This is a genomic window from Klebsiella sp. HMSC09D12, from assembly GCF_001808475.1.
Taxonomy (GTDB): domain Bacteria; phylum Pseudomonadota; class Gammaproteobacteria; order Enterobacterales; family Enterobacteriaceae; genus Klebsiella; species Klebsiella oxytoca.
This window is the reverse complement of the sequence record NZ_KV793474.1, coordinates 61,678-75,762: the sequence shown is the minus strand read 5'-3', so window position 1 is coordinate 75,762 and position 14,085 is coordinate 61,678. Positions and strand designations below refer to the sequence as shown.

Below are 14,085 nucleotides of genomic sequence, written 5' to 3'. Positions count from 1 at the left end.
TCTCCATTATTCGCGGATTAGAGGGAAAATAGGTAAGATTTTCTTCCGCGCCTAATATACATTTTAATGGTGGTCGAAGAACGCAAATCACGATGTTGATGATTATATGACCGTTTATTTTTTTGGCTATTAAACGGAGTTTTGGCGGCAGTCTTATGTGCCAACTTCGCTGACCACGTAAATAAAAACTCACGATATTTTATGACTAATAATAGTTTGAGTATATCCTATGAAAACCAGAACTAAAGATATTGCTACCCTGGCCGTTCATGCTGGAAGCCAATCCGATCCGGTAACCAACGCTATATTTACCCCGATTGTCACAGCCAGCTCTTTTATCCAGCCTAACCTTTATGAAGGCGGCGATTTTTGTTATTCCCGGGTTTCCAATCCAACGCGTAAAGCTTATGAATCCGCACTTGCCGAGCTGGAGGGGGGGATATATGCCACCGCTACCGCATCGGGAATGGCGGCCACCAATATCGTAATGGAACTATTGCCCAAAGACGCACACATTATTGCGATGAAGGGCGTCTACGGCGGAACCTGGCGGCTGTTTGAGAAATTAAAAACGCACACCACCGGCGCCACAATTTCCTATATCGATCTGAACGATGAGCAGAGCCTGATGGCGAATATTCGGGAAAATACCGCCTTAATCTGGATTGAAACGCCGACCAATCCATTACTTGAACTGGTCGATATCGCGAAAGTGTGTCGTATTGCTAAAGAACACGCCATTACCACCTGCGTTGATAATACCTTTGCCAGCGCCTGGAACCATAAACCGCTTGAAATGGGGGCGGACATGGTCATGCTCTCCACCAGTAAATATGTTGGCGGACATTCTGATTTAATAGGCGGCGCGGTTATTACCAATAATGAAGTGCTCGCCTCGAGGCTCGATTTTATTAAAACAACGATCGGCTCTATTGCCTCGCCCTTTGATGCCTACCTTGCCCTGCGCGGTATGAAAACGCTGGATTTGCGCATGGAGCGTCAGTGCAGTAATGCCCTGCGCGTGGCGGAATATCTGGAAAACCATCCGGCGATTGCCAGCGTCTATTATCCGGGGCTGCCGTCGCACCCTCAGCATCAGCTATGCAAGAAGCAAATGCGTTCGGGCGGCGCGGTAGTGACCGCGACCCTGAAGGGAGACATGCAGAGCCTGAAACGCTTTATCGGCGGTCTGCACTATTTTGTGCTGGCGGAATCGCTGGGCGGGGTAGAGAGCATGATTAACCATTCGGCCTCAATGTCCCACGGTTCGATGTCAAAAGAGGAGCGGGAAGCGATCGGCGTTTATGACACGACGCTGCGCTTCTCCGTCGGCATTGAACATATCGATGACTTACTCCAGGACCTGGATATTGCCTTCGCCGCTATGGACCTCAAACAGGATAACCATCATGCATGATTATGGCATCTGGACGATAATTACTCCGCTGGTCACCATTATTCTGGCGATTCTGACCCGCCAGGTGATCCTCTCTCTGCTTACCGGTATTTTTGTCGGCTATGCGGTGATTCACCACAGCATTATCCAGGGCGTTGGCGGCACGCTGAACGGAATTATTGAAACCTTTGCCTCCGCCGGTAATGCGCGAACGATTATTTTTATGGTGATGATCGGCGGCATTATGCGGCTGATTGTGGTCACCGGCGGCGTGCGAAAGCTGGTGCAGTTTCTTTCGGAGAAAAATGATTTCGTCACCAATAAAAAGTCGGTCCAGCTACTGGCGATGGTGGTGACATCGTTAATCTTTATCGAGAGTTCGATAAACCAGCTGATTGCCGGCGCATCAACGAAAAACCTTGCCCGGCGCTATAAAGTCTCGCCGGAAAAGATGTCCTATATTATCCAGACTTCCTGCGTGTCCGTTTGCTCGTCGGTGATGATCAACGGCTGGGGAGCGGCGATGATGGGGGTTATCGGCGTCCAGATTGCGCAAGGCTACCTGACCGGCGAGCCATTTGAAGTGCTGGCAAGCTCGATGGTCTGGAATACGATGGCCTGGTTTTCATTAGCCTCAGTGCTTTTTTATATCCTCTCCGGCTGTAGCTGGGGGCCGATGAAAAAGGCGGAGGTTAAGTTTGAAACGGTCCAGACGGAAATAGAACAAGAGCATGGCGAAGAGGAAGCGGACCCGGTGATTGACCATCCGGCCTGCAACTCATTGCTCAACTTCTTTATTCCAATCCTTTCCACCGTACTTATGGTGCCGGTAGTGCTATATATCACCGGTGAGGGACAATTCTCCAAAGGCAGCGGCTCCATGTCGGTCTACTCCGGCGTCATGTTTGGCACCGTCGTCTCTTTTATCTGGTTTCGCCTGCGCGGTATTCTGAACGTAGAAAACTTTTTTAAAGAGCTGTATATCGGCTACGCCAGTATGGTGAAAATCAGCTCAATCATGATTCTGGCCTTCCTGATGGGGCATATTTCGGCGGAACTGAATACCGGACAGTATATTGCTTCGATAACCTCCGGCGTTATTCCATCCGGCTTTTCGATCGGCTTTATCTTCCTGATTGCCGCGGTGATGTCGCTGGCCACCGGTACCTCCTGGGGAACCTTCGCCATCATGATTCCAATTGGCGTCCAGCTCGGCGTGTCCTTAGGCATCGATCCGCACTTTATGATCGGCGCGGCGATTTCCGGCTCAATCTTTGGTGATATGACTTCGCCTATCTCCAGTGATGCCATCGTGGCATCGATGGCGACCAACTGTGACCATATTGAACATATTCGCACCCAGCTGCCTTATGCGCTGGTGACGGGCGGGCTGGCGCTCATTGTTTATTTAATTGTCGGCTTCACTCTTTAACTCAATATTCTTAAAGGATTTGCTATGACTAAGGCTATCGCGACAGAAAATGCGCCGCAGGCAATTGGCCCCTATATCCAGGGCGTGCGCAGCGGAAATTTTATTTTTACATCTGGTCAGCTACCCATCGATCCGCAAACGGGCACTATTCCCGAGTGCGCCGAAGGCCAAACCCGACAGAGCCTCGAGAATATTCAGGCAATCATTGAGGCTGGCGGCCTGACGGTCGCCAATATTTGTAAGATGACTATCTTCGTCAAGGATCTGAACGAGTTCGCCGCCATTAATGATGCCTACGCGGCGTTCTTCACTCAGCGTAACGCTTCTTTCCCGGCGCGCTCTTGCGTAGAGGTCGCCCGGCTGCCAAAGGACGTTAAAGTAGAAATTGAAGCTATCGCCTGGCAGGGATAATTCACGCGAAAGACGGCTCAACGGCGGCTTATTAGCCGCCGTTTTTTTTATAAAGCCCCCATTAGACAGTCCAATAGATTGCAAAAGCATAAGTTGAAATTAAAATATTTTATTTTTGTATCGTATCATTAATAGTGATTTATTTAGTGCCTTTAAAAACAATTTTTAGGAATTGTAATTATATGTATTAATATTTTCTGTATTATCACTTTGCGCTCCAAACATCTAACTCTGCTAATCTAGCCGTTGAATGTGATTTGGAGTTGTGAACTGAATTAGACTTATAATTTAAGGATGAAAAATGAAGAGAATATTCTTGGCTACGGCTTTGTCGCTTTGTGTAAGTTCTGCATTCGCAGCGGGAAGCGCCGTGTTGAAGGTTACAGGCACCCTGACAAATGCGGCGTGCACGCCTGAATTAAGTAATGGCGGCGTTGTTGATTACGGAACTATTTCTTTGGGAGACCTTTCTGCGACAGAGGTCAATCAACTGGGACATAAAAATATTGATTTCAGTATCACTTGTTCAGCCGCGACCAAAGTATCCTGGAACATGGTGGATGATAAAGCGGATACTCGCGCCGGAATTTTTGTTAGCCAAAGAGATTTTGTTGGTGACAGTGGAGTGCCAGCGAATTCTCAGGCGTACGGCGTTGGGCTGACTAACGATGGTGTAAAAATCGGCAACTATACTATGTTTGTCAATGTTGACAGCGTCACGGCTGATGGTAAATCCGTTGATCTGATTTATGTACAAACTGGTTCAGGAAATACAAATTGGGCAAAATTGGCTACTGGAAAAACTCAGGGAGAAAACTATCGTGATATCACCGTGGCCGCCACTGGCGCGCTTGAGCCCCTGGCCTTCCAGACAGCAACATTCCCGTTGACCACGTCTCTGGCGATTGAAAGTACAGATAAACTGGCTATTACCGATGACACCAAACTCAACGGTCAGTTGACTATCAGCCTGCGTTATCTGTAAGCATATTCTCAGTTGTTGAGTTGAATGAATAAGAAGAGTAAATACAGTGTATTTACTCTTCTTAACTGCAGGATAAACACGGATGTCAATATTTTTATAAAGGGATTCCTATGTCTTGGTCGAAAATCTCGTTGGTGAAAACACTCTTAATAGTATCATTATATTCAACAGGATTTTGTATTCATGCTGCAGGAATGGTGCCAGAAACCAGTCTGCTTGTCATTGATGAAGCAACACATAGTGGTACGATTAACATTAAAAATACCGATACTTACCCCTCATTGCTTTATACCAATATCGTTGATTTACCCGATGATAAAGGCATGAAGCTCATTATTACGCAACCGGTAGTTCGTCTTGAACCTGGTCAGACACAACAGCTTCGTTTTATTCTACAGAATAAAGAGCCATTAAGCACTGAGCATTATAAACGAGTCACTTTTGAAGGCATTCCACCAAAGAGTGATGATAAGAATGTAAAAATCGGCATTAATATTAGACAGGATTTGCCCGTGCTTATTAGACCTGCAAAGCTGTCTGTTGTAACCGATGCGTGGAAATATCTTGAATGGACAGATTCAGGGACTTCTGTTTCAGTTAAAAATCCAAGTAAATACGTTGTTCGCCTTGCGCAGAAGATACTTTTGCAGCCAGAAAATATTCAGGGAAGGTTGGCCAAGACTTATATTTTGCCCGGTGAGACTATGGCAGTATCTATGGATAAACCTGTAAGCAAGAATAACAAGGTTAAATTTTTCCCTGCCAGCCGCTATGGTGTCGAAGTTCCAAGCTTTATCTCCGATCTGAATAAAAAATAAGGGATATTGCCGGTGCCTAAGAAAAACCAATTTGCACATTTCGTGCTGGCTGTTATTTACAGCTCGTTTCCTGTGATGCTGCTCACTTCCTCTTCCTTACTTGCCAGAGAGGTGGTATTTGATACTGATATTTTAAAGTCTCGTGGTTTGGGCACCGATCTAAATCATTATTTTTCAGCCGCACCTCGTTTTTTGCCCGGCATTCATCCTGTTTCTGTCAGAGTGAATGGTAAAGATCGTGGAATGGCTGCTGTACGCTTCAGTGAAGAAGGCACATTATGCGTTGATAACGACTTTCTGGAGTTCGCTGGACTCATACCTGTACCCATAAGTGCGAATGAAACCTGTCATGATATTCGCAGTGATTATCCTCACTCAGCGATCAACGCATTGCCAAATCAGGAAACGGTTGAACTTTACCTGCCTCAGACTGCGCTTAATAGTCTGGCTTCTGATATAAAGAATTTTCAGCATGGCGGGATGGCTGGAATGCTGAATTATTCGTTATTTAGCACCACCAGTGAATACAGCGGAAATGGCAGAGAAAGCAACCATTATTCACAGGCGAGCCTGGAGGCAGGAGTGAATGTGAGGGACTGGTCGCTGCGTAGCCGTTATATCCTGACTGATGATGATGGTACCAGAAATGCAGAAAGTATCTATACCTACGCAGAGCATGTGTTTGTTCCTCAGCGTCTGACCATGCAAGTGGGAGAGATTAACGCAGTGTCAAGTGTATTGAATGGCGTACCGATAACTGGTGTACAGATTTTACCTACTAACGGGTTGCAGAAAAATAATTCTGGTGTAATTGTTTCTGGTATTGCCCGAACACCGCAAGCTCGTGTGGAAATTCGACAGAACGGCCAACTGATATTTAACACGCTGGTTCCAGCGGGGCCCTTTACTCTGGATGATGTACCGATGGTTCGTAGTAACGTCGATCTGGACGTGACCGTTATTGAATCCGATGGCTCAACAAATCATTACATTGTTCCGGCTGCCTCTATTAAAGTAAGAAATCTCACCAGGCCAAATGGCTTAACCCTTTCGGCGGGGAAGGTTCGTGGCATAGACGGTGATTACAGCGATCCGTTGGTTTTCAATGTATCTGATGGCTGGCAAATTTATCCCTGGATGAATATTCTTGTTTCTGGCGAAGTGGCTAAAGATTATTATGCCTTGGGAGCGGGCACAGTGTTCATGGTTAAGGATGACTGGAATGTATCCAGCAGCCTTGCGGCCAGTAATGCGCAATTTGGTAACAACAGTGACGGACTTAAAAGCGAATTACAAAGTGATTATTCATTTAATGATAATGTAAGCCTGTCTGCCAGTGTTGCTCACTATAGCAGTAATTATCGTGAACTGGTAGACGCGTTGAGCGAAGATTATCAGGGGTATGACAACAGTTATACTGCTAATATGCATTGGTCATATCCGCAGATCGGAACATTTAGTGCAGGGTTTAGTTATAACCAGGCGAGGAACGATGAAAGAGATTCTCGTTATTTATTGTTATCATGGGGTAAAACTTTTAAATATGCCTCGATCAACGTAAACTGGCAAAGTGCTGTAGGTAACGCCGATGAGAGTCAGAACAACGATCTTTTTTATGTAAACCTGAGTATTCCATTAGGCGGCTCGCAGATTATTAGTTCCTATATGCGTAAGCAGGGAGATAGGACCAATTACGGTCTGGCGAACAGCGGTTCCCTGGGCGATAATACCTACTATTATATTTCTGCCGATCGCGATAACGAGTCAAAGGAAAACAGTTTTAACGGCAATATCAATACTAATTTGCACTACACCCAGCTTAGCGTAGGCGGTGGTAGCAGCGGAGATCGTCAGCGTAACTACAATGCGACACTTGCTGGCGGTATTGCCATGCATAAAGATGGCGTGACGTTTTCACCCTATTCCATCAAAGATACATTTGCCATCGCTAAACTAAACGAGCCGAAAGCGGGAGTCGAGATTACTACGCCGCAGGGTACTGTCTGGACTGATAAATGGGGGCAGGCTGTTGTTCCTGGTTTAATCGAATGGCATAACTCAAGGATCGAAGTCAATTCTGACAAACTTCCGCAAAATATGGCGCTAGCGAATGGAATAAAATATATAGCCGCTGCTCATGCTTCTGTTAGTGAAGTCAATTTCAAAATACTGAAAAGCCGCCGTGTAATGCTACGGGCCAGGCAAGCCAATGGGAAACCAGTACTGAAAGGTTTATCCGTAGTGGATGAGAAAGATAACTATGTAGTGACAGTTGTCGATGATGGTCATATATTCCTGAACGATGCCGATCAATTTACTGCACTTTATGTGATAGATGAGAATAATAAACATCTATGTAAGCTTGATTTCACTCTTCCAATGAAACCCGATGAAAATGTTTTTTATGAGGAAGTTAACGGACTATGTCAATGAATACTCAATGCCTGGCAGTTTTCTTACTTGTTACTATACCGCCTCTTACTTTTGCTGATGACTGCCAGATAACACTTTCTCGCCAAATGGTAGATTATCATCAGATGCGATATGATTCTGTCGTTTCAAGCCAGCAAAACTGGAATAAAATGCCAGAAAAAGATATTGATGTTAGCGTATTTTGCCCTGAAAAACAACAAATAGCTACCCTCGTGCAAGGGGGGGCAGGTCAGAAAGGGCGTTTTCAGTTTGGACCGAATGGAGGTATTGCGATAAAAGTAAGTAACCTGACGCTCGATGGTAAAAGCTACAACGTTGGAAAAACAACCGATCGGATTAATTTTAACCCGGACATTGATAACGGTTCATCCATCTATATTCGAAATAATGAGGCGATAATTGCGGTCGAAGATGATCATGTACCCAGTGGTCAGCAATTGAATTTCACCGTAACGATATTTCCCGTACTGAATGACAAAGCATTCACTCACATATCTGATCAAACCATACTGGAAAGTGATTTAACCTGGCAGTTACTTACGCAATAAGCCATCATTGGCTTCTAATGAATTAAGAATTTCATTTATCCCGCTTTTTAATAATACAGCCATGATTTTTTGGCGCTGCCAATCTTAAGGGCTTTACGCAATAGAAAAGATTGCTTACCCCAGCGAAAACCAGTACCTGAGGCTGCTATGGTAAAGATAAGGTCTAATAACGTAAGCCACCAGGGATGTAGACCTCACTAATTTGTAAGGTATTGAGGAATTAACTGGCAAGAGCAGCGAAATGATTATGAGTGTGGTTGATGGTGACACGGGCTGTATCCGGAAATCCGCCGGACAACGCCCGGCATCCATTCGTCCAGCGCCGCGTCAAACCTAATAACGCTTGTGCGCCATGATTTCGATAATTTGTCGGTCGGTATGCTGCATGGCCCGACCGGCGATGGCGCAAAGATTACGAATGGAGTTTTCCACATCGCGATCGACGATACCGTCGTTGCCGGAAACAACCGAATTATCCAGCGCCAGCAGAACTGCTTTCCAGGCGGAAGAGATGCTGGTGGACACTTTCATTGCGCAACTACCGGAAGCGCCATCGCATATGATGCCGCTGACGTCGCCAATCATGTTATTAACCGCCATGGCGATGGTGTCAAAGCTGCCGTTCATCAGCCAGATAATCCCCGCCGCGGCACCCATTCCGGCGGTGGTGGTGGCGCAGAGGGCCGATAGCCGCGGAAGTTGACAGTGAATATAAATGGCGACCAGATGTGATAGCGCCAGCGCGCGGGCCAGCTGCTGCTGGCTGGCGTGAAGACGCTCTGCGGCCACGACCACCGGCATGGTGGCGGTGATGCCCTGGTTGCCGGAGCCGGAGTTGGTCATCGCCGGCAGCGATGCGCCGCCCATGCGGGCATCCGACGCGGCGCTGGTGCGGTAGAGGATCTCGTTAAACATATCATCGGAAACCAGTCCTTTGTCGACCTGGCGCTTTAGCGTCGGGCCGATATGCAATCCCCACTCTTTGCTCAGCCCTTTCTTTGAAAGGGCGTTGTTCATTGCGCCAGCCTCGAGCATAAATTCCAGCGTCTGCGCAGGCGCTTTGCTAACGAAATCATAGATCTCGCGCAGCGAACTGTGGGCGACCTGCGCCAGCGGATCGCAGGCGGGAGCAGCGTTCGCGCTTGCGTCCTTAACAAACAGAGGCTCACCCATTTTCTCAATCGCCACCACGTTGGTGTGGTCGCCGGTGATGGTGACCGTCGCATGCTGGTCGCCCGCGTAGACTTTGGCGCGAACGTACAGAATCTCGTCGCAGGGTTCCTGTAGCACCACGCGCACGGCGCCAACCTCAAGTAGCGCCCTGGCGGCATCAATTTCCCGACGGGTGGCCTTGTTAAGCACTTCCAGATTCGCCTGCGGGTCGCCGGCGATAGCGCCGAGAGCCGCGGCGATAGGCAAGCCGGTCATCCCCGTACCCGGGATGGTGACGCCCATACCATTTTTCATCAGATTCGGCGAGACCGCAGCTTCGATCCGCACAATCGCGCCAGAGAGCTGCTGCGCCGCCACGGCGCAGGCGAGGGCGACAGATACCGGTTCGGTACAGCCTAAAGCGGGTTTCACTTCCTGTTTTAATGCCTGAATAAACAGGTTCCATTTAGCACGATTTTCCCGGTGTGACATGACTGAGCCTCTGGAGCGGTGCAGAAAAATGGCCATCGAGGGGATGACTTTCTCCTCGACATTGATTTGCGCCTGCGGGCCAGAAAACGGCGCGGCTCGCAGGAACGATAATCAAAATATTACCGCACTCAGCAGAGAAAAAAGTTGCACGTTCAATTTGTAAAATAGCGCTTTGGGAGAAAATTTTTCTTTAAAAAGCGCGTTGCAAACGGCTTTATGGCGAGGGCTGCGCTGGCGGGATAAAAAAACCGGCAGAGTAGCCGGTTTGGTCGTTAGATCTTACAGGCGTCGCCGCAGTCATCATCGGCCACAATGGCCTGCGCTTTTTTATCGGCATCTTCAAGTCGTTCAGCGTTGCGCTCTTGCGCTTCTTCCAGTCCGCTAAAAACCAGGTTATCGAGATCAATTTCCATGCGTTACCCATTTAAGTTCAGTGTTGACCGTGTGCAAGTATAGGCAAAACGGCAGGCGGATGCACCCGGCCTGAGCCCCGGTAGCACATAGCGGTAAGCGCGGATGTTTTATTGCGCAAGGCGAGACGAGAAAAGGCGTGGGCGGCGACAAACAATAGTTGAGCGGATATTTCATTTTTAGCCATCAAATTGTTGAATGTTTATCACGCTATTTGTTAAACAAATCGACAACGAGCGCCACACTGGCCATTGACTTGTAAAGATTATGCTAATATTGCCGTGCTTATGGATGTATCTATGGATTATGGTCAATGGTATCGACAACCGCAGTAGCCGCCGTCAAAGAATGGCGGAAACATAATAAATTTATTTGTCAGGTTAAACTCAGCTATAAAAAGGTACTGCGTAAATGCAGAGAAATATCTTTAACCGGAGGGAAATACAAAGAATATCAGACATTATGCGCCAGCTATGCTTGCGCGAAATTAACGGGAGCCACCGAGGGGCTGGTTAACTTTGAAGATAAACCCTTTAAGGCCTATTTAAATAAAAAGATGTCAAAAAGAGCGAAACTCGATATCGCTCATGGCGCTTTGAATTTTATAGAAAAAAGCTTTCGTCCCGAGGCCTTGCCGCAGCTGTATGATATGGCGAACTTTGGCCGTACGCTTATCGCCATTCCGCTGAAAAACGGTAGCAGTATTGATGTGAAGCTCCTGGCATCGCCTTTTCAGGAGGAAGGGGAGCTCATGTTGTTAATGTTCCTTGGCGATAAACGCGTCTACAGTATCTGTTTTTCCTGCACTGACGATGGCCGCGCCTGGATTGGCGGTATTCAGGGAGGGAAAGATATCGATAATGAAGAGGTGAAGGCGCTGACGAAAGAGCTTTACGGCACCCGTCCTAAAAACTTAATTATCACTCTGCTGTACGGTTTTTTAGCCTTTTTCAATATCAAGGAGATCTATGCTATCGATAGTGATTTTCATGTTAAAAGCGACAGAGTAAAAACTCGTTATTCTGAGCTTTGGCTGGAAATTGGCGGCGAGAAGCATCGACGCGGCTGGTATAAATTACCGCCAACCGAGATTAAGAAAAGCCTGGAAGAGGTTAAAAGTAAGCACCGTAGCCAGTTTATCAAGCGTGAAGGTCTGAAGGAGCTGGCGCAGTTGGATCTTGCCGCCGCGCTAGGCGACATCTGCCTCTGCCGTAACGCCGGATAAGCATAAAGTGAAGATTGTCGACCCGCAGGGGGCTGCGGGTCGACAATCGTTTTGCCTTTCATCTTTCCTCGCCTCAACTCCGCGCGTTCAGCCTTACAACCGCTTCATCTGATAAATTAGTTTTATAAATTAAAAAATTTTAAACATTTCATGTGTGATAGTTTTACATTATTTTTACAAATACATATAATTCCTTACGTTCTTCGCTCTGCCTGAGAGCGTCCAACCAACATGATATGCGGTCTGTGTCCTTATCGGTCTGATAAGGCGCTGTTTATATAAGATGTTTTGGTTTTTTCGACTGACGTCGTATGGGATGAAATATGGACGAACGACAAGGTAGCGGAAGGGGAATTTTCTTCACCGTCTACCGATTACTCTTTGTATTACTGAGCTTTGGCATTGGGCTCTTTTTCACCATCTGGGGGGGCAAACTCCTCTCGCTGGGCGGCAGCGCCTGGTATCTGCTCGCCGGTATTGCTTATCTGCTTATCGCCGTCGGCTATCTCGCCCGTAGTCGATATGTCCTGCCTTTTGCCATTCTGACTTTTCTGTTGACCCTTGCCTGGGCGCTGTATGAAGTGCAGCTCAGCTATTGGGGACTGATCCCACGACTGGTGGTGCCTGCGCTGATGCTGATGCTGGCGCTGTGGCTGTCGGCGACGCTGCCGATGCCGCGTACGCGGGTACGCTACGCCAACTGGAGCGCTTCGGCGATTTTCCTCGTGCTGCTGGCGACGCTGGTCTCGGCCTTTCACCCGCACGGCGGTATTCATAACGGCGTGGTGAAAGCGAGCGACGACAAAACGCCGACCCTGGCTGCCAGAAGCGATAACTGGGCGTTCTTCGGTCGCGATGCCTCCGGCACCCGTTTTGCGCCGTACGAGGACATTACGCCGCAAAACGTCAAAAACCTGAAAGTCGCCTGGACGTACCATACCGGCCGGCGGCTTACCGGCGCCGGAATTGGCGTCGATGAAAATACCCCGCTGCAAATTGGCGATACGCTGTACTCCTGTACGCCGCTGAACGTGGTCACCGCGCTGGATGCGGATACCGGTAAAGCGCGCTGGCGTTTTGACCCGCACGCGCAAACCGCCGAGCACGTCACCTGCCGCGGGGTTGGCTATTGGGATGCGCAGAGCGATGATTCTCTGAGCGCAGAGGAGAAGGCCAGCCCGTCGCTGCAGCAGTGTCCGCAGCGTATCCTGGTGTCTACGGTCGACGCCCGCTTGATCGCCCTGAACGCCAAAACCGGCGAGCTGTGCGATGACTTCGGCGTCCACGGTAGCGTTGATCTGAAACAGGGTATGGACAATACCGAAAACAGCAAACGCTACCATCCGACCTCAACGCCGGTGATTATGGGGCATATTGCGGTGCTCGGCGGCTGGGTGCGCGATATCGTGCACGGCGAACCCTCCGGCGTGGTGCGCGCGTTTGACGTCCGTACCGGCAAAGTGGTGTGGGCGTGGGACGTCGGCCAGCCGGAAAACGTGACCGATCCGGTAAAAGGGCGCGTCTACACTCTCGAAACGCCGAACGTCTGGACGGTGCCGGGCTTTGACAAAGAGCTGAATCTGATTTATCTGCCGACCGGTAACGGTCCGCCGGACTACTGGGGCGGCGATCGCAACGCGGCCAAAGAGAAATATGGCTCGTCCGTGGTGGCGGTGGATGCCAGCACCGGGGAGACGAAGTGGGTCTTCCAGACCGTGCATCATGATATCTGGGACTATGACCTGCCGTCGCAGCCGGTACTGTTCCATATGAAAAACGACCGGGGTGAAGAGGTTCCGGTCCTGATCCAGACCACCAAAACCGGGCAGATTTACGTGCTCGACCGGCGTACCGGCAAGCCAGTGACTCGCGTAGAAGAGCGATCTGTGGCCCACGAGGGCGCGGAAGGCGAGCATCTCTCCGCCACCCAGCCGTTCTCCACCGGCATGCCGCAATTGGGCGTCGAGCCGCTCACCGAGAAGTCGATGTGGGGCGTGACGCCGTTCGATCAGCTGATGTGCCGTATCGACTTCAAAGCGTCGACTTATCTGGGTATGTACACGCCGCCGTCAGAGAAGCCGTATATCGAATGGCCGAGCCTGCTGGGCGGTATGAACTGGGGCGGTATCACTATCGATGAGCGTACAGGAACGCTGTTCGTCAACGATATGCGGATGCCGCTGAGAATGTCGCTGGTGCGCAAAGAGGATATGGCGAAATACAAAGTCTCCACCGACGAGGTGCCCGGCTTTATGGGGACCGTGCGTCCGCAAATTGCCGGGCCATACGGCGGCGTGCGGATTGATATCTTGCAGTCGGCGCTGGGCGTTCCCTGTAATACGCCGCCGTTTGGCACCATGAGCGCCATCGACCTCAATACCCGCCAGCTGATGTGGCAGGTACCGATGGGATCGGTAGAGGATACCGGTCCGCTGGGGCTGAAAACGCACATGCATATCCCGCTGGGTATGCCGACGCTGGGCGGCCCAACGTCCACGGCTTCCGGACTGGTCTTCTTCGCCGGCACCCAGGATAACTACCTGCGCGCGCTGGATTCCGCTACCGGTAAAGAGCTATGGCGCGCTCGTCTGCCGGTAGGGGCAGTGGCGGCTCCGCTGATCTATAAATCACCGAAAAGCGGTAAAGAGTACGTGGTGATCTCCGCCGGGGGCGCCAGCCACTCGCCGGACGTGGGCGATGATATTATTGCCTTCGCGCTGGAAGAGTAGCCGCAGCCGGTTCGCTCTTACGCAACTAACCGCCCCTGCGTGTGGGCGGTTTT

The 14,085-nt window shown here is 49.4% G+C and carries 11 protein-coding genes; 9 read left to right on the top strand and 2 right to left on the bottom strand.

Annotation, left to right across the window (positions count from 1 at the left end):
• Window positions 1–229: 229 nt before the first annotated feature.
• From HMPREF3178_RS13055 to HMPREF3178_RS13025, 7 genes are all read left to right on the top strand, one after another.
• The gene (locus HMPREF3178_RS13055; RefSeq protein ID WP_017145722.1) at window positions 230–1,417 is read left to right on the top strand and encodes a trans-sulfuration enzyme family protein; all 1,188 of its coding nucleotides are present in this window, start codon (window positions 230–232) and stop codon (window positions 1,415–1,417) included.
• Entirely contained in the window at window positions 1,410–2,828 is a 1,419-nt protein-coding gene (locus HMPREF3178_RS13050; RefSeq protein ID WP_004102794.1) for a Na+/H+ antiporter NhaC family protein, read from the top strand. Before HMPREF3178_RS13055 ends, HMPREF3178_RS13050 begins: the two co-directional genes overlap by 8 nt.
• A 24-nt stretch (window positions 2,829–2,852) precedes the next feature.
• Complete coding sequence (locus HMPREF3178_RS13045) at window positions 2,853–3,239, top strand: RidA family protein (RefSeq protein ID WP_004102792.1); 387 nt, start codon at window positions 2,853–2,855, stop codon at window positions 3,237–3,239.
• A gap of 301 nt (window positions 3,240–3,540) precedes the next feature.
• Window positions 3,541–4,224 carry a DUF1120 domain-containing protein gene (locus HMPREF3178_RS13040; protein WP_017145723.1) on the top strand — a complete coding sequence of 228 codons (684 nt, stop codon included), beginning with the start codon at window positions 3,541–3,543 and terminating at the stop codon, window positions 4,222–4,224.
• 110 nt (window positions 4,225–4,334) lie between these two features.
• Window positions 4,335–5,042: a fimbria/pilus chaperone family protein gene (locus tag HMPREF3178_RS13035; protein WP_023321144.1), complete on the top strand. Its 708-nt coding sequence runs from the start codon at window positions 4,335–4,337 to the stop codon at window positions 5,040–5,042.
• 12 nt (window positions 5,043–5,054) lie between these two features.
• Complete coding sequence (locus tag HMPREF3178_RS13030; protein ID WP_017145725.1) at window positions 5,055–7,475, top strand: fimbrial biogenesis usher protein; 2,421 nt, start codon at window positions 5,055–5,057, stop codon at window positions 7,473–7,475.
• Complete coding sequence (locus HMPREF3178_RS13025) at window positions 7,466–8,023, top strand: DUF1120 domain-containing protein (protein WP_017145726.1); 558 nt, start codon at window positions 7,466–7,468, stop codon at window positions 8,021–8,023. Before HMPREF3178_RS13030 ends, HMPREF3178_RS13025 begins: the two co-directional genes overlap by 10 nt.
• 333 nt (window positions 8,024–8,356) lie before the next feature.
• Here the strand turns inward: HMPREF3178_RS13025 and HMPREF3178_RS13020 are convergent, their stop codons facing one another.
• Together HMPREF3178_RS13020 and HMPREF3178_RS30930 are read right to left on the bottom strand one after the other, a co-directional pair.
• The gene (locus HMPREF3178_RS13020; protein ID WP_029496807.1) at window positions 8,357–9,667 is read right to left on the bottom strand and encodes an L-cysteine desulfidase family protein; all 1,311 of its coding nucleotides are present in this window, start codon (window positions 9,665–9,667) and stop codon (window positions 8,357–8,359) included.
• Between the two features lie 272 nt (window positions 9,668–9,939).
• The gene (locus HMPREF3178_RS30930) at window positions 9,940–10,080 is read right to left on the bottom strand and encodes a hypothetical protein (protein WP_004102786.1); all 141 of its coding nucleotides are present in this window, start codon (window positions 10,078–10,080) and stop codon (window positions 9,940–9,942) included.
• A 311-nt stretch (window positions 10,081–10,391) separates the two neighbouring features.
• Here HMPREF3178_RS30930 and HMPREF3178_RS13015 point away from each other — a divergent pair, with 311 nt between their 5' ends.
• Both HMPREF3178_RS13015 and HMPREF3178_RS13010 read left to right on the top strand, forming a co-directional pair.
• Complete coding sequence (locus HMPREF3178_RS13015) at window positions 10,392–11,303, top strand: DUF535 family protein (protein ID WP_004102785.1); 912 nt, start codon at window positions 10,392–10,394, stop codon at window positions 11,301–11,303.
• 323 nt (window positions 11,304–11,626) lie between these two features.
• Window positions 11,627–14,032 (top strand): membrane-bound PQQ-dependent dehydrogenase, glucose/quinate/shikimate family, encoded by a 2,406-nt coding sequence (locus HMPREF3178_RS13010; protein ID WP_017145728.1) that lies wholly within the window; start codon window positions 11,627–11,629, stop codon window positions 14,030–14,032.
• Window positions 14,033–14,085: the final 53 nt, after the last annotated feature.